Here is a 22,374-nt window from a genome sequence, read left to right as displayed (position 1 = left end):
CCGTTGACAGCCTACCGCGTCTCATGGATAAATGGCCAAGTAACCATGAGAGGAGAAAACATGCACCACCGCTACGCCACCATCGCCGGGCATCGGCTCTTCTACCGGGAGGCCGGCCCCACCGACGCGCCCACCATCGTGCTGCTCCACGGCTTCCCGACGAGCTCGCACATGTTCCGCCACCTGATCCCGCTCCTGGCCGACCGCTACCACGTCGTCGCCCCCGACTACCTCGGCGCCGGCGCTTCCGACGCGCCGCCCACCAGCGAGTTCACCTACACCTTCGACGCGCTCGCCGACCTCACCCGCGGCCTGCTCGACCAGATCGGCGTCGGCCGCTTCGCGCTCTACATCCAGGACTTCGGCGCGCCCGTGGGCCTGCGGATCGCCGCCGCCCACCCCGGCCGGGTGACGGCGATCGTCACCCAGAACGGCAACGCCTACGTCGAGGGCCTGGGCGCCGGGCTGCCGCAGAAGCTCGCCGCCGGCACGCTCACCGAGGAGGACCTGCGCGGCATGGTCACCCTCGAGGCCACCAAGGCGCAGTACCTCGACGGCGTGCCCGACCCCACCCTGGTCAGCCCGGACGTCTGGATCCACGACCAGGCCCTGCTCGACCGCCCCGGTGCCGCGGCCATCCAGCAGGCGCTGCTGGCCGACTACCACCACAACATCGGCCTGTACCCGAAGTTCCACGAGTATTTCCGGGCCAGCCAGGTCCCGCTGCTGGCCGTCTGGGGTGGCAACGACGAGATCTTCGTCGCCGATGGCGCCCGCGCCTACGCCCGCGACCTGCCCGACGCCGAGATCCACCTGCTGGACTCCGGACATTTCGCGCTGGAAACCCATTCGGACACGATCGCCGGGTACATCCGGGGCTTCCTCGGGCGGGTCCTGCCCGTTGACCGGGACGCCCGTTGACCATCGGACCGGCGCGCTCGTAGGGTCGGTCCGACCTCCGCCGTCGTCATCAGCCATGGAGGACGGTATGAGCCGACTCATCCGGGCGGGGGCGATCGTGCTCGCCCTCGTCGCCGCGACGATCACCCCGGCGGTGGCCGCGGATCCCCTGCTGTCACAGGGGAAACCGGTCACGGCCTCGTCGTCGGGCGGGTGCTGCCCGGCGGCGAACGCGGTCGACGGCGACTCGGCGACCCGCTGGGCGAGCGCGGCCGGCGTCGATCCACAGTGGATTTACGTCGACCTCGGCGCGGCCGTGCACGTCAGCCGGGTCCGGCTGCAGTGGGACGCTTCCTGCGCCACCGCCTACGAAATCGACACCTCCGCCGACCACGTCACGTGGACGAAGATCTACGCGACCACCGCGGGCAAGGGCGGCGTCGAAGACCTGACCTCGCTGGACGGCACCGGCCGGTACGTCCGGGTGTACGGCACCAAACGCTGCCGCACCGACAGCTCGAAGGGCTATTCGCTGCAGGAGTTCGGCGTCTACGGCTCGGGCGGGGACGTCCGGCCGCCGTCGCCGCCCGGCACGCCGACCCTCGCCGGGGTGACCCCCACCAGCGCGACCATCGCCTGGACCGCCGCCACCGACGACGTCGGCGTCACGGGCTACGACGTCTACCGCGACGGCCAGCTCTGCGCGAGCACGACCGGCGACCTCACGGCGACCTGCGGCAACCTCGGCCCGAACGGCAGCTACGGCTTCTACGTCAACGCGCGCGACGCCGCCGGGAACGTGTCGCAGGCCAGCGGCACCCTGATCGTGAAGACGCCGCCGTCCGACGACCACACGCCGCCGTCCGCGCCGTCGAACGTGCACACGACCGCGGTCAACAGCACGTCGATCGGCCTGGCGTGGACCGCCTCGGCCGACGAGGTGGGTGTCGCCGGCTACCGGATCTACAACTCCGGCACGCAGATCGGGACGTCCGACACGACGAGCACCACGCTCGGCGGCCTGACTCCGAACACCGCCTACCACCTGCAGGTGCGGGCGATCGACGCGAACGCCAACCTGAGCGACCCGAGCACGCCGGTCCTGGACGTCACGACCACCGGCGGGTCGAGCTGCACGCCGTCGCAGGGCGTCTGCGGCGCCACCCAGGTCGGCACCGACGACGACGTCGTGTGGGGCCTGGTGACCCTGCCCGACGGCACGATCCTCTACAACCAGCGCGACGCGCACGACATCGTCCACCTGAACCCGAAGACCGGGGCGAAGAAGACGATCGGCACCGTGCCGAACGTGCAGAGCACCGACGGCGAGGGCGGCCTGACCGGGCTGGAGATCAACCCGGTTTCGTTCGCCTCGGACCACTGGCTCTACCTCATGCACACCTCGCCGAACGACAACCGGATCGTGCGGATCAAGTACGACCCGGCCGGCGACTCGCTGACCACGAGCACCGAGCAGATCCTGCTGACCGGCATCGCGCGCAACAAGTTCCACAACGGCGGCCGGCTGCGGTTCAGCCCGGACGGCAGGTACCTGTTCGCGGGCACCGGCGACGCGCAGAACAGCAGCAACGCCCCGAACACCAGCAGCCTCAACGGAAAGGTGCTGCGGATCAGCCCGGACGGCTCGATCCCGGCCGACAACCCGTTCCACAACGCGGTCTGGAGCTACGGCCACCGCAACGTCCAGGGCCTGGCGTTCGACTCGCAGGGCAGGCTGTGGGAGCAGGAGTTCGGCAACAGCATCATGGACGAGACGAACCTGATCGTGAAGGGCGGCAACTACGGCTGGCCGTCGTGCGAGGGGACGTCGGGTTCGTGTGACGGCTTCATCGCGCCGAAGAAGACGTACCCGGTCGCGCAGGGCTCGTGCAGCGGCATCACGATCATCCACGACGCGCTGTACGTGGCTTGCCAACGCGGGACGCGGCTGTACCGCGCGGTGATCAGCGGCAGCTCGCTGACGAACTTCCAGACGTTCTTCAACGGCACGTACGGCAGGCTGCGCACGGTCGAGCCGGCGCCCGACGGCCAGATGTGGCTGGCGACCAGCGTGGACGGCGACAAGGACAGCACACCGCACAACAGCCACAACAAGATCCTGCGGGTCTCGGTGGCGTGAGGCCGCGCTGACCGGGACCGGCCCGGTCCCGGTCAGCGCCAGGTGTCGTCGCCGAAGCCGAGGGTCACCGGGCCGCGGCGGATCCCGGCCACCGTTTCCGACGGCAGGACCTCGTCCAGGAACGCGTACTCCGGGCTGCGCGTCCGCGCGTGCCACTGGGCGATTTCGTGCCAGCCGGGGGCCGCCAGCGCGCCGCCGAAGTGCTGGACCGACAGGCTCGCCGTCAGGCAGGCGAAACGGAGGCGCTCGACCAGCGGCCAGCCCGTCAGTGTCGCGGCCACGAAACCCGCGCCGAAGACGTCACCCGCCCCGGTGGCGTCCAGCACGTCCACCGGGAGCGCGGGGACCGCCGCCGTCTCGCCGGTGGTTTCGTCGACGGCCAGCACGCCGTCGCCGCCGCGGGTGATCACCGCGATCGGGACCAGCTCCGCGAGCCGCGCCAGCGCCGCCTCGGGCGTGTCCGTGCGGGTGTAGCGCATCGCTTCGACCTCGTTCGGCAGGAACGCGTGGCAGCATGCCAGCTGCTCCAGCAGCGCCGCGGACCAGGCTTCGGACGGGTCCCAGCCGACGTCGGCGAAGACCAGGCTGCCCGCCTGGTGCGCCGTGTGGACCCAGTCGGCGGTGTCGAGGCCGATGTGCGCGACCGTCGCCCGGCTCGGGGGCGGGGAGCCGGCCAGTTCGGCGACCGGGACGGGCGGCGGGTGGCCGTGGGTGACCATCGCGCGGTCGCCGGCGTAGGCCAGCGACACCGTCACCGGCGAATGCCACTCCGGGAACCGCCGCGACCGCGAGAGGTCGATGTGCTCCTGGCGGGCCAGCACGTCCCAGCAGTAGCGCCCGTAGACGTCGGTGCCGAACGCCGCCGCCAGCGACGTCCGCAGGCCGAGGCGGCTGAGTGCGACCGCGAAGTTCGCGATCCCGCCCGGCCCCGAGCCCATGCCGCCCGTCCACACCTCCGTGCCCGGTGCCGGCGGGTGTTCGAGCCCGGTGAACACCAGGTCGAAGAACAGCAGGCCGGACAGGAAGACGTCGACTTCGGGGGTGGGCTCAGCCGGCACGGGCGCCTCCACGTCGATCACTCGGGCGGTCGGCCCGAGCCTGCGTCAGCGGCGCGAGATCCGCAAGAGCTGCGCCGTTCGGGCCGCGGATTGCGTGCTGACGGCTGCTAGGGTCGGCGGATGCGGCTGGCGATCCTCGGCGGCGGCGGGTTCCGCGTGCCGCTCGTGCACGGCGCGTTGCTGGACGGCGGCGGCGTCACCGAGCTCGTCCTGCACGACGTCGACGCCGGCCGCCTCGCCGCGATCGAGCGGGTCCTGGCCGAGCAGGGCACGGGTCCCCGGGTGCGCACGACGACCGACCTGGCCACCGCCCTGTCCGATGTGGACTTCGTGTTCTCGGCCATCCGGGTCGGCGGGCTGGCCGGGCGGCGGCTGGACGAGCAGATCGCGCACGCGGAAGGCGTGCTGGGCCAGGAAACCGTCGGCGCGGGCGGGATCGCCTACGGGCTCCGGACGGTCCCGGTCGCGGTCCGCCTCGCCCGGACGATCGGCGAGCTGGCGCCGCGGGCGTGGGTCATCAACTTCACCAACCCGGCCGGGATGGTCACCGAGGCGATGGCCGAGCACCTCGGCGGCCGGGTGATCGGCATCTGCGATTCGCCGGCGGGGCTGTGCCGCCGGGTCGCCCGCACCCTCGGCGTCGACCCGGTGACGGCGCGGTTCGACTACGCCGGGCTCAACCACCTGGGCTGGCTCCGCGCGGTCGAGGTCGGCGGCGCCGACGTCCTGCCGCGGCTGCTCGCCGACCCGGTGGCGTGCGGGTCGTTCGAGGAGGGAGCGCTGTTCGGCGCGGACTGGCTGCGTGCCCTCGGCTCGGTACCGAACGAGTACCTGCACTATTACTACTTCGCCCGCGAGGCCGCGGGTTCGGCGTCACGCGGGGCGTTCCTGCTGGAGCAGCAACGTGGTTTCTACGCGGAACCTTCGCTGGAGTCCTGGGAGCGTACGCGCCTGGAGCGTGAAGCGACGTACATGGCCGAGACGCGCGAGCGAGACGACCTCGAGGGCGGCGGGTACGAGAAGATCGCGCTGGCCCTGATGCGGGCGATCGCGTACGGCGAGCGAACGACGCTGATCCTCAACGTCCGCAACGGTTCGGCGCTCCCGGGCCTGCCGGCCGACGCGGTCGTCGAGGTGCCGTGCGTGGTCGACACGAACGGCGCCCACCCGATCGCGACGGCGCCGCTGCCGGACCACGCACTGGGCCTGGCGACAGCGGTGAAGGCGGTCGAGCGGGCGACGATCGAAGCGGCGACGACGAGTTCGCGGGCGGCGGCGTTGCGGGCGTTCGCGTTGCACCCGCTGGTGGATTCGGTCTCGGTCGCGCGGCGGCTGCTGGCTGCGTACGCCGCCGGGCATCCGGAACTCGCTTACCTCCGCTAGACCACGGCCATCGCGTTGAACTCCGCTTCGGCCCGGTCCCGTTCGGTGTACAGCGACCACGCCTGCTCGGCGATGTCGTCCGGGTCGAGCGTTCCCGGCGTGAAGCCGTGGTCCTGCGCGGTGAACACGCGGTGGATGTCCCCGCGCTCGATGAGACCGCCGATGGTCAGGATCCCGGCGTAGACGCCCTTTTCGCGCAGAGCCGCGTGCAGCGTCAGCACGTACATGCGCAGCGCCGCCGACGCCGGGGCGAGGCTCCCCAGCATCGGCATCGGGTACTTGCCGCTCAGGCCGCCGGCGAAGAGCAGGGAACCCGAGCCGCGCGCCAGCATGGCCGGCAGCACGGCTTCGGTGAGCCTCGCCGCCGGGAGCACGAAGGACTCGATCGCCGCGCGCAGCACGTCGGCGCCGGCCTCGGTGAGGGGGGTGATGCCCGGACCGGACGTGGCGTCGGCCGGCCCGAAGTACACCGTGTCGATCTCGCCGGCGTCGGCGGTGATGCGGGCGAGGACGGCGTGGAGCTGGGCCTCGTCGGTCACGTCGGCGGTGTACGTGCGGGCGTCGATCCCGGCGAGCGACTCGCGGTACGTCGCATGCCGGGCGTCGCTGCGGGACACCAGCGCCGTCGTGAAGCCTTCGCGGCCGAAGCGGCGGGCGATCGACAGGCCGAGCCCGGGGCCGACACCCAGGACGGCGAGCACTTTCGGCACGGGAACTCCTTCGTCAGATAATTTGAGGTTGCTCTCAACTTAGCCATAAGTTGAGACCACCGTCAACTTTGTCGGTGTGTCCACACGGGAGGGCCGAATGCCGCGTCCGGTTGGCGCCACCGGCCGAGCGGGGCGGTCCGCGGCTGCTCCACTCGGGTAGAACCTGTTCCAGTTTCGCGGCGCTGCGGCGACCATGGCCCTCGCCGTTTCCGCGAGCGAGGAGCCGCCATGGATGCCGACCTGACCCGCCGCCAGCTGCTCCGCGGCAGTGCCGCCGGGGTCGGCCTCGTCGTGACGGCCGGCCTGGTGACCCCGGCCGCGGCGGCGCCGCTGGGGGAGTACGACGTCGTCGTGGTCGGCTCCGGCGCGGCGGGCATGACCGCGGCGCTGACGGCGGCCAAGCGCGGGCTGAGCGTCGTCGTCCTCGAGAAGGCGCCGACGTTCGGCGGGTCCGCGGCCCGGTCCGGCGCCGGTATCTGGATCCCCAACAACCAGGTGCTGCTAGCCGCCGGGGTGCCGGACACGCCCGCGAAGGCGGCGCAGTACCTCGCTGCCGTCGTCGGCCCGGACGTCCCGGCCGCGCGGCAGGAGGCGTTCCTGCGCAACGGCCCGGCGATGATCTCGTTCGTCCTGGCGAACAGCCCGCTGCGGTTCCGGTTCATGGACGGCTACAGCGACTACTACCCGGAGCTCCCGGGCGGCCTGCCGAACGGGCGGTCGATCGAACCGGACCAGTTCGACGGGAACCTGCTGGGCGCCGAGCTGGCGAACCTCAACCCGCCGTACCTGGCGACCCCGCCCGGGCTCGTCGTGTTCAGCGCCGACTACAAGTGGCTGAACCTCGCCCTGGTGAACGCCAAGGGCGCCGCGGTCGCCGCCGAATGCCTCGCCCGCGGTACCGCCGCCGCGGTGGCCGGGCAGAAGCCGCTCACCATGGGGCAGTCGCTCGCCGCCGGCCTGCGCGTGGGTCTGATGCGGGCGAACGTCCCGGTGTTGCTGAACACCCCGCTCGTCGACCTGAACGTCGAAAACGGCGCGGTCACCGGGGTTCTGACCCCGAACGGGCTGGTGCGGGCGCGGCGCGGCGTCATCGTCGGCTCGGGCGGGTTCGAGCACAACGCGGCGATGCGCGCGCAGTACCAGCGGCAGCCGATCGGCACCGACTGGACGGTCGGCGCGAAGGAGAACACCGGCGACGGCCACCGCGCCGGCCAGCGCGCGGGCGCTGCCCTCGACCTGATGGACGACGCGTGGTGGGGCCCGGCCATTCCGACCCCGGGTGACCCGTACTTCTGCCTGGCCGAGCGGACCCTCCCCGGCGGGCTGATCGTGAACCAGGCCGGCGAGCGGTTCGTCAACGAAGCCGCACCCTACAGCGACGTCGTGCACACGATGTACGACAAGAACCCGGCGGCGCCGGACATCCCGGCGTGGCTGATCGTCGACCAGAACTACCGCAACCGGTACCTCTTCCGCGACATCGCGCCCCTGCTGCCGTTCCCGGACGCCTGGTACACCGCCGGCGCGGTGTTCAAGGCGTCGACGATCCAGGGCCTCGCCACGCAGATCGGCGTGCCGTCCGCCGCGCTCAAGTCCACTGTGGACCGCTTCAACGGGTTCGCCCGCTCCGGCGTCGACACCGAGTTCCGGCGGGGCGCGAGCGCGTACGACCACTACTACACGGACCCGTCGGTGACGCCGAACTCCTGCCTGGCGCCCCTGTGGGCGGCGCCGTACTACGCGCTGCGGCTCGTCCCCGGCGACCTCGGCACAAAGGGCGGCATGCGCACGGACGCCCGCGCGCGGGTGCTCCGCCCGGACGGTTCGGTGATCCCGGGGCTGTACGCGGCGGGCAACGCGAGCGCGGCGGTGATGGGCCACAGCTACGCCGGCGCGGGCTCGACCATCGGCCCGGCGATGACGTTCGGCTACATCGCCGGCAACGACGTCTAGAACTCCTTTTCCACCAGCGGGAGCACCTCGGTGCCGAGCAGTTCGATGGCCCGCATGACCTCGGCGTGCGGGACGCCGGACCAGTCCATCTGCATCGCGTACCGGTCCGCGCCGGTGAGCTTGCCGACCGCGATCAGCCGTTCGGCGATCTCCTGCGGGCTGCCGACGAACAGCGCGTTCGCGTCGCGGGTGTACTCGTCGTACTCCGCGCGCGTCGGGACCGCCCAGCCGCGGGCGCGGGCGCCGTACTTCATCGTTTCGAGCCAGTACGAGTAGAAGGTTTCCTTGGCGTCCTGGGACTTCTCGGCGATGAAGCCGATCGCGCCCATGGTGACGTGCAGGTCCTGTTGTTCTCCCGCTTCGCCGGCCTGGCGGTAGAGGTCGACCAGCGGGGCGAAGCGCTCGGGCTGCCCGCCGATCACCGCGTAGACCACCGGCAGGCCGAGCAGGCCGGCCCGGATCGACGACTCCGGGTTGCCGCCGGTGCCGACCGAGATGCGCAGGCGCCTGCCGTACGGCCGGGGCAGGATCCGCGCGTTCTCCAGCGGCGGGCGGAACTTGCCGGACCAGGTCAGCGGGTCTTCGCGGTCGATGCGCAGGAGCAGCGCGAGCTTCTCCTCGAAGAGCTCGTCGTAGTCGCCGAGGTCGTTGCCGAACAGCGGGAACGACTCGGTGAACGACCCGCGCCCGGCGAGCAGCTCGGCGCGGCCCTGGCTGAGCTGGTCGAGCGTGGTGAACTGCTGGTAGAGGCGGACCGGGTCCTCGGTGCTCAGCACGGTGACGGCGGAGCTCAGGGTGATCTGGTTCGTGACGCTCGCGGCGGCGGCCAGCACGGTGCCCGGGTTGGAGATGGCGTACTGGTCGAGGTGGTGCTCGCCGAGGCCGTAGAAGCCGAGGCCCAGCTCGTCGGCGAGCTTGATCCGCTCGAGGGTGTTGGCCAGCGTCTGCGCGACGGTGGGTTGTTCGCCGGTGCGCGGGTCCGGCGCGCGGTCGCCGAAGCTGTAGATGCCAAGTTTCATACAACGTTCAACTATCTCGGGGGCCGATTCGTTCCCTCACCCGAACCGGGCCTGGATGGCCTCGAGGTTTTTCTCCGACAACTGCAGCGCGGCGGCGCGCAGGCTGAGGCCGTCGAGGGTGGCGACCTCGAACATCCTGGTCACCAGGGCGCGCATCCGGGCGCGGACCTTGCCGAAGGCTTCCTCGGCGTCCGCGCCGACGTCGCCGAACAGCGTCCACCACCACCAGGAGTTGGTGGCCGAGTTGGCGACGAAGTCCGGCACCACGCGGATGCCGCGCGCGTCGAGGAGCTCTTCGGCGTCCGGCGTGACGGGCAGGTTCGCGGCCTCGACGATGAGTTTCGCGCCGATCTTGGCCTGGTTGTCGGCGTCGACGCAGTAGGAGATCGCGGCCGGCACGAGCACCTCGGCCGGCACGTCCAGCCAGGCTTCCGGTGGCAGGAGTTCGTCGCCGGGTTTGAGGTTGTCGCGGTCGATACCGCCGAAGCGGTCGCGGTGCCGCAGCAGGTTCTCGACGTCGAGGCCGTCGGGGTTGGCGACGACTCCGCGGACGTCCGAGACGCCGACGACGAGCAGCCCGGCGTCGGCGAGGAACCGCGCGGTGGCGCCCCCCATCGCCCCGAAGCCCTGGAGCACGACGCGGTTCGGCTGGTTTTCGAGGCCGAGCATTTCGAGCCCGCTCAGGGTGGCCTGGGCGACACCGAGGCCGCCGACGAGCTCGTCGAGCCCGAGCCCGCCGACCTCGATCCGGCAGGCGTCCGCCAGCCGCGCGGTCGCGGCTTCGCGGTCGTCGAGGAGCGGGTAGATCGCCTGCACGGGGCTGAGCAGCCCGATTTCGGCGATGACGCCGTCGATGACGTCCTGCCGCAGGCCGAGGTCCTCGCCCATGGTCCAGTACTGTTCGATGAGCGGCCGCATGGCGTGCAGGTACCGGGCGACGACGTCCCGGGCGCGGTCGTCGTAGGGGTCGAAGTCGATGCCGCCCTTGGCGCCGCCGAGGGGGACGTAGCGGCCGTCGGGGTCGTAGTTGAGGCCCTCCTTGAGGGTCATGCCCCTGGCGAGGCCGCGGACTTCGAAAAGCGAGCAGCCGCGCCGCATCCGCAGGCCCCCGCTGGCCACGCCCCGCACGAGCCGGTCGATCACCAGGTAGCCGCGGCACCCGGTGACCGGGTCGGTCCACGCCACTTCGAGCAAGGCTGTGTCGGTCATCGCCCCTCCTGATCCCCCGGTCAACATCCGAGCTCATGCGCCATCGCCTGCGCCACCCACCGATCGCAGTCCCCGGCGGTGACGGTCCCTTCCCGCGCCACGACCTGAACGGCGAGCCCATCGAGCAGAGCGGTCAGCCGCCAGGCGGCCCCGCGCGGATCGGGACACCGGAAGAGCCCGGCCCCGACCCCTTCCCCGATGAGCGCGACCACGGCATCCCGCCACTGCAGATCGAGCCGCTGCAGAACGGCCCGCAGAGCGGAGTCCCGCATCGCGGCAGCGCCGGCTTCGATCCACAGGGGCCAGTTGTCGTGTGCCGACGGCCCGTACAGGGCGAGAACGGAGCGAAGCCGCTGGTCGGCGGGGCCGCCTTTGCGGAGCTCGGCGTCCAGCTTCCCGAGTTCGTCCTCGGCGGCCTGCCGGAAGGCTTCGATGACGAGGGTTTCGAGAGTCCCGAAGTGGTAGAAGACGAGCGCGGCGCTGACATCGAGAGCGTGGGCGACATCGGCGGCCCGGACCCCGGAGATCCCCCGGACACGAATCTGCGCGAGCGCGGCGGTGACAATTTCTTCCCGCCGCACGGCCACCGCCTTGCGCATCATCCGGCCACCGTACCGACCGGTCGGCTGCGGCGGGAGGCGCCGAATGTGGGTTCCTGGGCTGTGTGGGTGGTCAGGAGCGGGGGAAGTTGGTTGGGGCGCGAGGTGGGTGGTGATCGCATTTCGTGTGATCCGGTGCCTTGGGGTGGTGGGCTGCCGGGATCTGGCTGCGGTGGGCACGGGTATCGGCTGGTGTGGATGCCGGTTCGGGCAGGGACATTCGGGTGGGTGGCTCCCGGTCCGCTGAGCATCCGGGCCCCGCCTGTGCTCCTAGGCTTCCCGGGCCTTCCCGGATCACGGGCTCTCCCGGCGCTCCGGGCCTTCGGGCCTCATGGGCCGCTCGGGTTCTCCTGGCCCGGGGCCTCCTGGAGCCTTGGGACTCCTGGGCCTCCGGCCCTTCCGGCCCCTCCAGCGCTCCCGGCCTTCCGGTGCCGGGCCTCCCCGCTTTCCGGTCCGCGGGTCTCGGGCCCTTCCAAGCCCGCGGGGTCCTCCGGCCCTCCGGACCACGGGTCTCGCGAAGCTCCTGCCCTCTCGGCCTTCCCGGTCCCTTCGGTCCTCCTGGGGTCTCGGGGCCTGTCGGATCGCTCGGGCCTTCGGCCCTCCGGCCCTCGCACGCGGCTCGGACTCTCCCGGGCTTGCTGACTCCTTTGGCCCGCGGCCCTATCCAGCCTCCGGGCCTGCGGGTCGCTCGGGCCCTCCGGTCTGGGATTCTGCGGCCCTTCTGCCCTCTGACTCCTTCCGCTCCTCTCGGTCTGCTGGGTCGCTCGGGCTCTACCGGGCCTGCCATGCCTCGGCCCCTCCGAGCCCAGGCCCGCCGGTCCTCCGGCCCGCGGAGCCTCCGACCCGCCGACCCCGCCGGCCCTCTGGCCCGCGGAGCCTCCGGCCCTCTGACCAGTCCGCTCCTCCCGGCCTGCCAGGTCGCTTGGGCCTGCCCGTGGCCTGCGGCCTCGCGGTCCTGCGGCCTCGCGGTCCTGCGGCCTCGCGGCCTGCCGGGTCGCTCGGGCCCTCCCGGCCCTCGGCCCCTCCGGCCTTCCGGGCCCGCGGCCTGGCCTTCCGGCCTCGCGGCCCTCCGGGCCTCACGGCCCTGCGGCCTCCAACTCCCCGCCCCACCAAACCAACCCCCACCCCCAACCCCCCGGGGGAACCTCACCACCGCGCCCCCCGCGAAACCTTCCTCAAGCAGTCCACTCCGGATCGCGCCCCAGGTACCGCAGCAGCGTCGCCACAACATCCCCATCATCCGCCGCCTCCAGCTCCGGTGCGTAAGCGAAGCCGCGCAGGGGCTCCACCAGTTGCCTCGCCACCGGCAACAACTCCTCCGCCAGCTCCCGCGTCAGCGGTGACGCCTGCCCCGTTGCCACCGCGATGTCCCACGCGTGGACCGCTGCGTCCAACGCTGCCGCGCCCGCCGCCACCGCCGCCGGGAGCGCGCCCTGGGGCAACGGCGTCGGGACCTCCTCTGCGTTGCGCGCCACCTTCCCGAACGCCGACGCCGCGGCCGACAACGTCGGCTCCAGGAATGCCTCCGGGGAACCCTTCAGTTCGCCCGACGGGGCGAACGGGTTGAAGTCCGGGCCGTTCGAACCGGTGATGGCGGCCGCGTAGCCCAGTTGGTCGCCTGCTGCGTGCTGGAGGACCTGGGTTGCGTTCCATTCCGCGCACGGGGTCGGGACCGACCAGTCCCGTACCCCCGCCACCGCCGAGCGCAGGGCCTCGTGGGCCGCGGCCAGGATCGGCCACGATGTCAACCCCGCGAAGAACCGGCGGATGTCCGTCACCAGGACCTCCGGGGCCTCGTGGGCCGCGTAGTGGCCCGCCGCGTCGCGGGGGCCGCCCGAACCCGTTGGGACGTTGTACGCGTTCCAGCTCACGATGTTCGCGTGGTCTCGCTCGGCGAAACGCCTGATCGACTGGAAGTCGCCCGCGAACATGGCCAGGGCCGTCGGGACCGTGGTCGGGCCCTCCGGGTGCGTCTTCGTGTGGGCGTCTTCGTAGTAGAAGCGGATCGATGAACCTCCGGTCCGGGTCAGCCAGTACAGCGCCACGTTCGCCAGCACGAACTCCGGGTCGAGGTGCTCGCCGAACAGCTGCGCGTTCCACGCCAGCAGGCCCAGCGGGGAGTCCGCCAGCGCGAACGCCAGCGTGTGCGGCTGCTGGCTGTGCAGCGTGTTGAACGAGAACATGTTCTCGTAGAACCACTGCAGGTGCGCCAGCGCCGCCTGGTCGGCCTCGCTCAGGTCCGCCATCTCCGCCGGGTCGCCCGACGGGAACGAGAACAGCTGTGTGACGTGCACGCCGACGACCTTCTCCGGCGCGAGCCTGCCGATCTCCGGCGAGATCATCGACCCCGCGTCGTTGCCCGCCGCGCCGTACGACTCGTAGCCGAGGCGGCTCATCAGCTCGGCCCACGCCGCCGCCGTGCGGTGCGTGCCCCAGCCGGCCGTCCGGGTCGGCCCCGAGAAGCCGAAGCCCGGCAGGGACGGGATGACCAGGTGGAACGCCGGCTCGGTGGCCGACTCCGGCTCGGTCAGCGGCCCGATCACGTCGAGGTACTCCGCGATCGAGCCCGGCCAGCCGTGCGTCAGCACCAGCGGGGTCGCGTCCGGCCGGGACGACCGGACGTGCAGGAAGTGGATGGTCTCGCCGTCGATCTCCGTCAGGAACTGCGGGTACGCGTTGAGCCGCGCCTCGAACGCCCGCCAGTCGAATTTCTCCAGCCAGTACTCCGCCAGCGCGCGGACCCGCTCGTTCGTGACGCCGTACTCCGCCGGCAGGTCGTCCGGCCACAGCGCCCCGCGCAGGCGGTTCTGCAGGTCGTCGAGGGCGGGCTGCGGGACCTCGGCGCGGAACGGGCGGAGGGCGGGGACCGTCATGACTGGCTCCTTCGGACGGGAACGGAATGATTCGTTCCGAACTGTACCAGACCGGAATGATCCGTTCCAGTGATAATCTCGGCGGATGCGCGAGACAGCCACGCCCGAGACCGCCCTGCCCGGCCGCCGAGGCCAGGCCGCCCGCAACAACGTCCTCATCCTCGACGCCGCCCGCCATGTCTTCCTCGGTGATCCGAAGGCGCCGATCTCGCAGGTCGCCGAGCGCGCGGGGGTGGGGATCAGCGCGCTCTACCGCCGGTACCCGAGCAAGGAGGTCCTGCTCCGCCACATCTGCCACGACGGGCTCCTGATGTACATCGGCGAGGCCGAGGTCGCCGCGGAGGAGCCGGACGGCTGGGCGGCGCTGACCGGGTTCCTCAGCCGGGTCGTCGACCTCGACGTGCACTCGCTGACCGTCCACCTCGCCGGCACGTTCACCCCGACGCCCGAGATGGGCCGGGACGCGCAGCGGGCGGGGGAGCTGACGCAGAAGCTGGTCGAGCGCGCGCGCGAAACCGGGCGCCTGCGCCCGGACGCCGTCACCGAGGACATCGGCATGATCCTCGAGTGCTGCGCCGCCATCCGCGTCGACGACGAGGAGCGGACCGCGCAGCTGCGCCGGCGGTACCTCGCGCTGCTCGTCGAGGGGTTGTCGGCGCACGGCCCCGATCTGCCGGGCCCGCCGCCGCGCCCGGGTGAGATGAACGGCCGCTGGCGTCCCTCCTGACGGCGGTGTCCGGGCGCGTCCGGTTGGCGGTAACGAATTCTCCGAGCGCGACGACTGATCAGCGTCGGTGTCCCCCAAGACCACGAAAGATCTGTCAGAGCGGAATTCCCCGGACCGGAACAGCGAGATGACGACTATGCAGCGAAGCTGGCGAAGAACCACGATCCTGTCCTCGGTGGCCGCCCTGGCCACGGCGTTCATCGCAATCGCACCCGCCGCGCAGGCGGACACCCCCACCAGTTCCGTCGAAGTCAGCCCGGCCACCGTGCTGCCGGGCCAGAATTTCACGGTCACGCAAACCATTCACAACCCCACCGATTTCACGGTGACTTTCGCGAAGGGCGCCCTTTACGGCACCCCGACCGCGATCACCGACGTCGTCGACGTCGTGTCCTGCACCAACACCACGGCGGTCGGCTGCTTCCAGGCCGGGAGCAGTTACCGGGCCGCGTTCGGCGACCTCGAGGCGGGCGGCACGCGGACCACGGTGTGGACGCTGCACGTCAAGGACACCGCGGCGCCGGGGCAGTTCACGCTGCAGCACCAGTTCGTCGGCGACAACTACGCCTTCGACATCCTCGACGGCCCGGTGATCACCATCGCCGAGCCGGCCACGCAGGCCGACGTCAAGGTCGCGCTGGGTGCCACCGGGCACGGCGGGCTGAACGCGCGCATCGACTACACGGTGACCGTGACGAACACCGGGCCGTCCGCGGCGACCGGGATCCGGGTCGTGGCCACGTATCCCGCCGGCCTGTCGTTCGGCAGCGGCTCCGGCTGCGTGCACGTCGCCGGCACCCGGACCGTGAACTGTGACGTCGCTTCGCTGGCCAGTGGCGCCTCCGCGACGCCGAAGTTCTCCGTGAACGGTGGCCTGCTCGCGCTCGGTTCGTACACCGCGACGGCGGTGCGGACGGCGAGCTCGCCGTCGGATCCCAACTCCGCCAACGACAGCGCGTCGAAGACGTGCTCGGCGCTCACCGGGCTCATCGTGACCTGCTGAGGGTTCGCGAGAGGTGAACCGGGCTCGTGTCCTCCGCCAGGGACGCGGGCCCGGTTCGCGTTTTCAGCCGGTCACCGACGCGTAGAGCTTTTCGATGTCGTCGTCGAAATACGCGCTGTAGGAAACGTCCGGCGTGTCGCCGCCGAGCTCGAAACCGCCGATCACGCCGATGACCGCGCCGCCGGTCACCCACGGCCCGCCGCTGGTTCCGTCGGGGAAACCGGGGCACGCCACCCGTTGCTGGTACGTGTCGGACTGCGTGGTGTCGCCCACGCAAACCACCGGGGAATCGCTCGTGTCGGGGTAGCCCGTGAGGGTGATCCGGTGGACGAATCCGCGGTTCGTGCCGAGCACGTTCGCGCCGGTGAGGCTTTCCAGCGAAGCGGAATTGCCGGGCTGCCGGACGGTGAGGAACGCGAAATCCAGATCCGGGTCGGCCGAGGTCGTCCAGCCGTCGGCGACGGCCGCCGAGGTCACGGTCCACATCCCGAAGGGCGCGACGCCGTCGTGGTAGCCCGGGGCGAAGCTCATGCCGTCCTTGACGCAGTGCGCGGCGGTCAGGACGAGGTCGCCGGCGGTGGAGTGCACCACGCTCGCGCTGCAGAAGTGGCTGCCGTCCGCGAACAACGCGCCCACCGCCGAAGCCGCGGGTTTCGCCGGAGCGGCGGGGGCAGCCGGCGAAGCGGGAGCAGCGACCGGCGCGCCCGCGGCGTAGGCGTCGTCGGCGGTCGTGTCGGTGCCGACGACCAGGCCGGTCCCGAGGACCAGCAGGGTCGCCGCGGCCGTCAGGGCGGGCCGGAGGAACTTGATCGCCACCCACTCAGATCACCACAGCGCGGCCGGTTCCGCAGCGTGCGGAGCCGGATGCACAGAGACTTCACAAGGTGCGGGCCGGACGCACAGCGTCTTCACAGCGCGACGCGAAGTTGCTCAGTGTCGGACTGCGGGTGCTGCGCGCGGGGATCGCTAGCCGAGGTCCTTGGGGAGGAGGGTGGTCGCCGCGTCCGGGGCGGCGACCGGCTTGGGGCGCCGGTCGCGGAAGACCCAGCCGCCGATGATGCCGCCGGCGAACCCGAACAGGTGGCCCTGCCAGCTGACCCGCTCGTCGGTGGGCAGCAGCGAGGTGAACTGGTAGGCGAAGCACAGCGCCATCACGAGCCCGATCACGATGTCGATCGGGTGCCGGTCGAACAGCCCGCGCACGATGACGTAGCCGAAGTAGCCGAACAGCAGGCCGCTGGCCCCGACGGTGACCGTGTTCGACGGCGCGGTGAACCACACGCCGAGCCCGCTGGCGACGATGATCAGCAGGCTGACGGCGAACCACTTCTTCACCCCGCGGTAGGCGGCGAGGAACCCGAAGATGAACAGCGGCCCCGAGTTGGCTTCGATGTGCCCCCAGCTGGAGTGCATGAACGGCGACGTCAGCACGTCCGGCAGCGACGCCGGGTCCCGCGGCTCGATGCCGAGGTCCCGGCCGATGCCGTAGTCGTCGACGGCGTTGACGATCTGCACCAGCCACAGCACGGCCAGGAGGCCCACCATGACGAAGAGGGCCTTCCTGGCCTCGGCGATCATCGTCTCGGCTTCGCTGCGGGCCGGTTCCTCGCTCATTTCGTCCCCCTCGTCGGTGCTGCCGAGAATAACCGGCGGACCGCCCCGGACGCGGCGTTCCGGACCCAGCCGTGACCTGGCAGGGTTGGGCGCATGACGTCCAACCGGCCGGAGACGGTCTTCCGCGGCCGCCGCATGCCCGGCGACCGCGCCCTGGTCATGGCCATCGTCAACCGAACCCCGGACTCGTTCTACGACAAGGGCGCAACCTTCGCCGACACCGCGGCCCTCGAAGCGGTCGACCGCGCGGTCGCCGCGGGCGCCGACATCGTGGACATCGGCGGCGTCAAGGCGGGCGAGGGCCCCGAGGTCGACGTCGAGGAGGAGAGCCGGCGGGTGGTGCCGTTCGTCGCCGAGGTCCGCCGCCGCCACCCGGACCTGGTGATCAGCGTCGACACGTGGCGCCACGAGGTCGGCCGCCAGGTCTGCGAAGCGGGCGCCGACCTGCTGAACGACACCTGGGCGGGCGCCGACCCGAAGCTGGTCGAGGTCGCCGCGGAGTTCGGCACGGGCTACGTGTGTTCCCACGTCGGAGGCATGCCGGTCCGCACGGACCCATACCCGGCCCCCACCCCGGACCGCCCGTTCTGGCCCCACTACGACAACGTCGTGGCGGACGTCGTGGCCGAACTGACGGCGGCGGCCACCCGCACAGCCGAGGCAGGAGTACCACCCGCCGGAATCCTGATCGACCCGACATTCGACTTCGGCAAGAGCACCCGCCACGGCCTGGAGCTGCTCAGAAACTTCGACCACCTGGTGGCAACAGGCTGGCCGGTCCTGGTGGCGTTGTCGAACAAGGACCTGATCGGCGAGACATTGGACGTCGAGCCAAAGGACCGCTTGCCAGGCACGCTGGCGGCAACGGCAATCGCAGCCCAGGCAGGAGCAGCGGTGTTCCGAGCGCACAACGTCCGCGAGACGAGGGAAGCGGTAGAGGCGGTCGCGACCTTCGCGACAAAGGAGCTGGGGGGTCATCCCGTCGCCTGAGGCCGTCAAATCACTTTGAGCCGGGCCCGCAACACAGAGCGAAACGGGCGGGTGACAGCGCGAGATTGCGGGCCCGGCTCAAAGTGATAGGCCTCAATCAGGCGACGGGATGACCCCCCAGCGGCCCACCTCACAAAGCCGAGGGGACAGCGGAACGAAGGGTCATCCCAGAGCCTGCCCGTCCGGCGAGGACATTCTTTGAAGCCGCGGCAGAAAGATCTACCGTGGCTCATCTCTGCCGCGGCAGGGCGGGTCCGACCTCCCCCGCCCCTCCGGTAGGAGTTTCAGCCGGCGGTCGGGTTTGTCAAGGCGGGAAAGCGTGCCTTGACAAACCCGACCGCCGGCTGAAGGGACGGCTGAGGATGAGGGGCGGGGGAGGTCTGGTGACGTCGTTGGTCGGCTTCCGCTGCCGGCCGCCGGTCCGCGTTCCCGGCCGCCGGTTCCCTTGGGCTGTCTCGCCAGAGCGCCGTTGTCGTTGCCATGGCGTACAAAGGACGGAAGAGGTGATGCCGGATGACACCCTCGCCCGTGCGGTGGGAAAGACGGCGCCGCTGGGCGGTCGTTGCCGCTGTGGCCGCCGTTCTCGTTTCCGCTCCTTCGGTCGTCGCCGCCCTTGCCCCTGCCGGGGCCGTCGGCGATCCGGCTCGGCTGCGGGACCTCGTTCTCGGCTCCGCCGGACGGCCCTATCAGGGTTACGCCGAAAGCGCCGGCTCGCTTGCCCTGCCCGAGCTGCCGAACCTTGCCGCCGTCACCGCGCTCTTCTCGATGCGGACGCCGATGCGGGTCTGGTACGCCGGGCCCGATCGGTACCGGGTCGACATTCTCGGGACCGCCGGTGAGCACGATGTCTACCGGCTGCCCGATGGGGAATACACCTGGGACTACGGCGACAACACCCTCACCGAGCTGATCGGTGATCCCGGGGTCCGGCTGCCGCGGGGCGGGGACCTGCTGCCGCCCGAGCTGGCGCGGCGGATCCTGCGGGCCGCCCATGGTGATCCGGTCAGTGCGCTGCCCGGGCGGAACGTTGCCGGTGTCGCCGCGTCCGGGTTCCGGCTGGTGCCCGCCGATCCGGACACGACCATCGGGCGGGTGGATGTCTGGGCCGACCCGGCGACCGGGGTGGCGGTGCGGGTCGAGCTCACCGCGCGGGGGCAGGACTCGCCCATTCTGGTCACCGAGTTCCAGCAGCTCGAGCAGACGGCCCCGGTCGTCCAGGCGCCGCGGCCCGTGCTCGGGTCCGGGTTCACCGTCGCGAGCGCTCCGGACGTCACCGACACCCTCGGTGCCTACAGTCAGGTGCCGCTGCCGGCGCGGCTGGCCGGCCGGGCGGTCGCCTCGTCGGACTTCGGGGGTGTTCAGGGCGCCGCGCTGTACGGCTCCGGGCTGGCCTCCTTCGCCGTGATCGCCGTGCCGCGGACTGTGGCCAACGCGGCGAGCGAGGCCGCCGGGAAGGCCGGGGCGGTGCAGGTGAGGCTGGCCGCCGGCAACGTCGTTCAGCTGTCGATCACGCCGCTGTCGCTGGGCATCGTGCGGTCGTCGGTGTCGCGGCGCTCCTACCTGCTGGCCGGGACCGTGACGCCGGCCGTGCTGAAGTCCGTGGCCGACGAGCTGTCGCGGCTGCGCCGGAGCGGCCCGTGATCGTCACGCGCGCGCTGACCAAGCGGTACGGCCGCACGGTGGCCGTCGACGCGGTCGACCTCGAAGTCCGCGAGGGCGACCGGTACGGCTTCCTCGGCCCCAACGGCTCCGGCAAGACCACCCTGGTCCGGATGCTGCTCGGCCTCGTCTACGCGACGGCCGGGGAGATCGAGGTGCTCGGCAAACCGGTGCCCAGGCGGGTCGCCGACGTGCTGCCCGAAGTCGGCGCGCTCGTCGAGGGACCGGCCGCGTACCCGCACCTGTCCGGGCGGCGGAACCTGGCCCTGCTCGACGCCGCCGGGCGCGGTGGTGGCCGGCGGACGCGGCGCCGCCGCATCGGCGAAGCCCTCGAACAGGTCGGGCTGGGCGGGGTCGACCAGCGGCCGGTCAAGGCGTACTCGCTCGGCATGCGGCAACGGCTCGGGCTCGCCGGCGCGCTGCTGCGGCGGCCGCGGCTGCTCATCCTCGACGAGCCGACGAACGGGCTGGACCCGCAGGGCATCAAGGAGATCCGGGAGCTGCTGGTCGCGCTGAACGCGGGCGGCACCACGGTGTTCCTCTCCAGCCACCTGCTGGCCGAGGTGGAACAGCTGTGCACGCGCGTCGGCGTGGTCGACCGGGGCCGGCTGGTGCTGGAGGAGGACCTCCACACGCTGCGGGCGGCGACCGGCCGGGTTCTGGTCGGCACCCCGGACCCCGCCGCGGCGGCCGCGGTCCTCGACGGGCAGCTCGAAGCCCGCGACGGCGACCGGCTCGTCATCCGGCACGACGACCCGGCGGCGCTGAACGCCCTGCTCGTCGAGGCGGGGGTGCGCGTGACGTCCATCCACGCCGAGCAGCGGACGCTGGAACAGGTCGTCCTCGACGTGACGGGTCCGGGCTCGGACCGGTTCGGGGCGGCCGGATGATCGGCGTCGAACTGCGGAAGCTCGCGCTGCGGCCACGGGTGTGGGTCAGCGTGCTGCTGCTGTGCCTGCTGCCCGCGATCGTCGGCGTCTTCCTGGCCACGGCCGACTTCGCGCCGCCGCCCGGGCAGGGCGGGGCGTTCCTGTCGGCGGTGGTGAACGACGGCGCGCTGTTCCCGGCGGCCGCGCTCGCGCTCGTGCTGCCGCTGTTCCTGCCGATCGCGGTCGCGGTGGTCGCGGGCGACGCGATCGCGGGCGAGGCGTCCGGCGGGACGCTGCGGTACCTGCTGGTCCGCCCGGCCGGCCGGACGCGGCTGCTGGCCGCGAAGATGGTGGCGCTGGCCGTGTACGTGACCGCGGCGATCGTCATCGTCGTGCTGACGTCCCTGGTGCTCGGGGTGTTCCTGTTCGGCACCGGCGGCACCCCGGGCGTCGCCGGCCCGGGCGGCCAGCCGTCCGGGGTGACGTCGTTGTCGGGGCAGTCGCTCAGCTCGTCCGCGCTCGGCCTGCGGCTGCTGGGCGCGGTGACCTACATCGTGGTGTCCCTGCTGGGCTTCGCCGCCATCACGGTGTTCCTTTCGACGGTCACGGACTCGGCGCTGGGGGCCGCGCTGGGCGGGCTCGCCGCGTTGATCATCAGCTCGGTGCTGGAGACCCTGGACGCGGCCGCGTCCGTGAAGCCGTACCTGCCGACGCACTACTGGCTGTCGTGGATCGACTTCTTCCGCGATCCGGTGCTGTGGCGCAACATCGACCACGGGCTGCTGCTGCAGGCCGGCTACATCGTGGTGTTCTTCGGGGCCGCGTGGGCGAACTTCGCGACGAAGGACGTCACGAGCTGAGGCACTCCGCGGGCGGTTCGAGCGGGGTGGAGCCGAGCGCCTGCAGGACGATTTCGGTGACGGCGGGATCGGTGGGCAGGTCGCCGTGGGCGGCGGCGTTGCCGGGACAGACCTGCTGCAGGGAGACGTTGACGGCGCCGTCGAGCCGGGCGGAGTCCGGCGGGGTCACCGTCTCGTCCCGGTCCGTCCAGAGCGACAGCCACGGCAGGGTCGGCGGGACCGGCTGCTTGGCCAGCTCCTGCAGCAGGCTGCTGCCCGGCGCCAGCTGCACGCACGCGGTGGGGCACGCGCCGGGGACCAGCGCGCCGCCCGCCGTGGCCAGCCCGGTGCCGTGCATCGGCGCGCCGAGCGTCACCACCCGGCGGGCCTGGTGCCGGCCGTTTTCCCGGCTGACCCACAGCCGGGCCACGACCCCGCCCGCGGAGTACCCGACGACGTCGACCGAAGGCGCGCCCTGCTCGTAGGCCTTCTCGACGGCTTCGGCGAGGACGCCGGCCTGTTCGACGAGGTCGCCGGTGCCGTCGCCGGCCAGGGTGAGCACCTCGGCCTGCCGTCCGGTGGCCTGCCGGATCCGCTCGGCGAGGGTTTCCAGGGCGTCCCGGCCACCGCCGTAGCCGGGGACGAGCAGCACGGGACCGGGCTTGTCCTGGTCCGGAACCCCGGTTTCCGGCGCGGCCTTCGTCCCGGAGGTGACGACGAACCCGGCGACGACGACCACGGCGAAGACGGCGGCGACGCTGCTCAGCATCAACCGCCGCCGCGGGCTGAGCCCGCGCCACCAAGCCGTGACCCGCACCCCTCCATGATG

19 protein-coding genes are annotated in these 22,374 nt (G+C 71.9%); 10 read left to right on the top strand and 9 right to left on the bottom strand.

Going from position 1 to position 22,374, the window contains the following annotated elements:
* The first annotated feature begins 60 nt into the window (after positions 1-60).
* Positions 61-921 (top strand): alpha/beta hydrolase, encoded by an 861-nt coding sequence (locus AB0J55_RS33025; protein WP_364257429.1) that lies wholly within the window; start codon positions 61-63, stop codon positions 919-921.
* A 67-nt stretch (positions 922-988) separates the two neighbouring features.
* The gene (locus tag AB0J55_RS33020; RefSeq protein ID WP_364257426.1) at positions 989-3,040 is read left to right on the top strand and encodes a PQQ-dependent sugar dehydrogenase; all 2,052 of its coding nucleotides are present in this window, start codon (positions 989-991) and stop codon (positions 3,038-3,040) included.
* Between the two features lie 32 nt (positions 3,041-3,072).
* On the opposite strand, the gene AB0J55_RS33015 is transcribed toward AB0J55_RS33020, so the two are convergent.
* Positions 3,073-4,098 carry a carbohydrate kinase family protein gene (locus tag AB0J55_RS33015; protein WP_364257423.1) on the bottom strand — a complete coding sequence of 342 codons (1,026 nt, stop codon included), beginning with the start codon at positions 4,096-4,098 and terminating at the stop codon, positions 3,073-3,075.
* A gap of 120 nt (positions 4,099-4,218) precedes the next feature.
* Here AB0J55_RS33015 and AB0J55_RS33010 point away from each other — a divergent pair, with 120 nt between their 5' ends.
* Positions 4,219-5,481 (top strand): 6-phospho-beta-glucosidase, encoded by a 1,263-nt coding sequence (locus tag AB0J55_RS33010; RefSeq protein WP_364257420.1) that lies wholly within the window; start codon positions 4,219-4,221, stop codon positions 5,479-5,481.
* Here the strand turns inward: AB0J55_RS33010 and AB0J55_RS33005 are convergent.
* The gene (locus AB0J55_RS33005; RefSeq protein ID WP_364257417.1) at positions 5,478-6,191 is read right to left on the bottom strand and encodes an SDR family NAD(P)-dependent oxidoreductase; all 714 of its coding nucleotides are present in this window, start codon (positions 6,189-6,191) and stop codon (positions 5,478-5,480) included. The genes AB0J55_RS33010 and AB0J55_RS33005 overlap by 4 nt on opposite strands.
* A 228-nt stretch (positions 6,192-6,419) precedes the next feature.
* On the opposite strand from AB0J55_RS33005, the gene kstD reads away from it, so the two are divergent.
* Entirely contained in the window at positions 6,420-8,144 is a 1,725-nt protein-coding gene (gene kstD, locus AB0J55_RS33000) for a 3-oxosteroid 1-dehydrogenase (RefSeq protein ID WP_364257414.1), read from the top strand.
* Here the strand turns inward: kstD and AB0J55_RS32995 are convergent.
* The 4 genes from AB0J55_RS32995 to AB0J55_RS32980 all read right to left on the bottom strand — a co-directional run bounded on the left by AB0J55_RS32995 (position 8,141) and on the right by AB0J55_RS32980 (position 13,844).
* Positions 8,141-9,163 carry an LLM class flavin-dependent oxidoreductase gene (locus AB0J55_RS32995; protein WP_364257411.1) on the bottom strand — a complete coding sequence of 341 codons (1,023 nt, stop codon included), beginning with the start codon at positions 9,161-9,163 and terminating at the stop codon, positions 8,141-8,143. The genes kstD and AB0J55_RS32995 overlap by 4 nt on opposite strands.
* A 36-nt stretch (positions 9,164-9,199) precedes the next feature.
* Entirely contained in the window at positions 9,200-10,372 is a 1,173-nt protein-coding gene (locus AB0J55_RS32990; RefSeq protein ID WP_364257408.1) for a Glu/Leu/Phe/Val dehydrogenase dimerization domain-containing protein, read from the bottom strand.
* Between the two features lie 20 nt (positions 10,373-10,392).
* Positions 10,393-10,971: a TetR family transcriptional regulator C-terminal domain-containing protein gene (locus tag AB0J55_RS32985; RefSeq protein ID WP_364257405.1), complete on the bottom strand. Its 579-nt coding sequence runs from the start codon at positions 10,969-10,971 to the stop codon at positions 10,393-10,395.
* Between the two features lie 1,175 nt (positions 10,972-12,146).
* Positions 12,147-13,844, bottom strand: coding sequence for a TIGR03086 family metal-binding protein (locus AB0J55_RS32980; protein WP_364257402.1), 1,698 nt, complete (start codon positions 13,842-13,844; stop codon positions 12,147-12,149).
* Positions 13,845-13,929: 85 nt separating this feature from the next.
* Here AB0J55_RS32980 and AB0J55_RS32975 point away from each other — a divergent pair, with 85 nt between their 5' ends.
* Together AB0J55_RS32975 and AB0J55_RS32970 are read left to right on the top strand one after the other, a co-directional pair.
* Positions 13,930-14,571, top strand: coding sequence for a helix-turn-helix domain-containing protein (locus tag AB0J55_RS32975; protein ID WP_364257399.1), 642 nt, complete (start codon positions 13,930-13,932; stop codon positions 14,569-14,571).
* A gap of 175 nt (positions 14,572-14,746) precedes the next feature.
* Positions 14,747-15,574, top strand: a complete 828-nt coding sequence (locus AB0J55_RS32970) for a DUF11 domain-containing protein (protein ID WP_364257740.1) — start codon at positions 14,747-14,749, stop codon at positions 15,572-15,574.
* 63 nt (positions 15,575-15,637) lie between these two features.
* Here AB0J55_RS32970 and AB0J55_RS32965 read toward each other — a convergent pair whose 3' ends face one another.
* Positions 15,638-16,390 (bottom strand): trypsin-like peptidase domain-containing protein, encoded by a 753-nt coding sequence (locus AB0J55_RS32965; RefSeq protein WP_364257396.1) that lies wholly within the window; start codon positions 16,388-16,390, stop codon positions 15,638-15,640.
* Between the two features lie 150 nt (positions 16,391-16,540).
* Complete coding sequence (locus AB0J55_RS32960; protein WP_364257393.1) at positions 16,541-17,188, bottom strand: rhomboid family intramembrane serine protease; 648 nt, start codon at positions 17,186-17,188, stop codon at positions 16,541-16,543.
* 93 nt (positions 17,189-17,281) lie between these two features.
* Here AB0J55_RS32960 and folP point away from each other — a divergent pair, with 93 nt between their 5' ends.
* The 4 genes from folP (at position 17,282) to AB0J55_RS32940 (ending at position 21,566) form a co-directional block, all read left to right on the top strand.
* Complete coding sequence (folP, locus tag AB0J55_RS32955; protein ID WP_364257390.1) at positions 17,282-18,178, top strand: dihydropteroate synthase; 897 nt, start codon at positions 17,282-17,284, stop codon at positions 18,176-18,178.
* Positions 18,179-18,691: 513 nt separating this feature from the next.
* Positions 18,692-19,819, top strand: a complete 1,128-nt coding sequence (locus tag AB0J55_RS32950) for a hypothetical protein (RefSeq protein ID WP_364257387.1) — start codon at positions 18,692-18,694, stop codon at positions 19,817-19,819.
* Complete coding sequence (locus AB0J55_RS32945) at positions 19,816-20,727, top strand: ABC transporter ATP-binding protein (RefSeq protein ID WP_364257384.1); 912 nt, start codon at positions 19,816-19,818, stop codon at positions 20,725-20,727. The genes AB0J55_RS32950 and AB0J55_RS32945 overlap by 4 nt, the downstream gene beginning before the upstream one ends.
* Positions 20,724-21,566 (top strand): ABC transporter permease, encoded by an 843-nt coding sequence (locus AB0J55_RS32940; protein ID WP_364257381.1) that lies wholly within the window; start codon positions 20,724-20,726, stop codon positions 21,564-21,566. Before AB0J55_RS32945 ends, AB0J55_RS32940 begins: the two co-directional genes overlap by 4 nt.
* Here the strand turns inward: AB0J55_RS32940 and AB0J55_RS32935 are convergent.
* Entirely contained in the window at positions 21,556-22,362 is an 807-nt protein-coding gene (locus AB0J55_RS32935) for a lipase (RefSeq protein WP_364257378.1), read from the bottom strand. The two genes, AB0J55_RS32940 and AB0J55_RS32935, sit on opposite strands and share 11 nt — an antisense overlap.
* Positions 22,363-22,374: the final 12 nt, after the last annotated feature.

It is taken from the genome of Amycolatopsis sp. NPDC049688 (genome assembly GCF_040674975.1).
Lineage (GTDB): Bacteria > Actinomycetota > Actinomycetes > Mycobacteriales > Pseudonocardiaceae > Amycolatopsis.
Note: the sequence above shows the minus strand (reverse complement) of the source record. Positions and strands in the feature narration are given on the sequence as shown.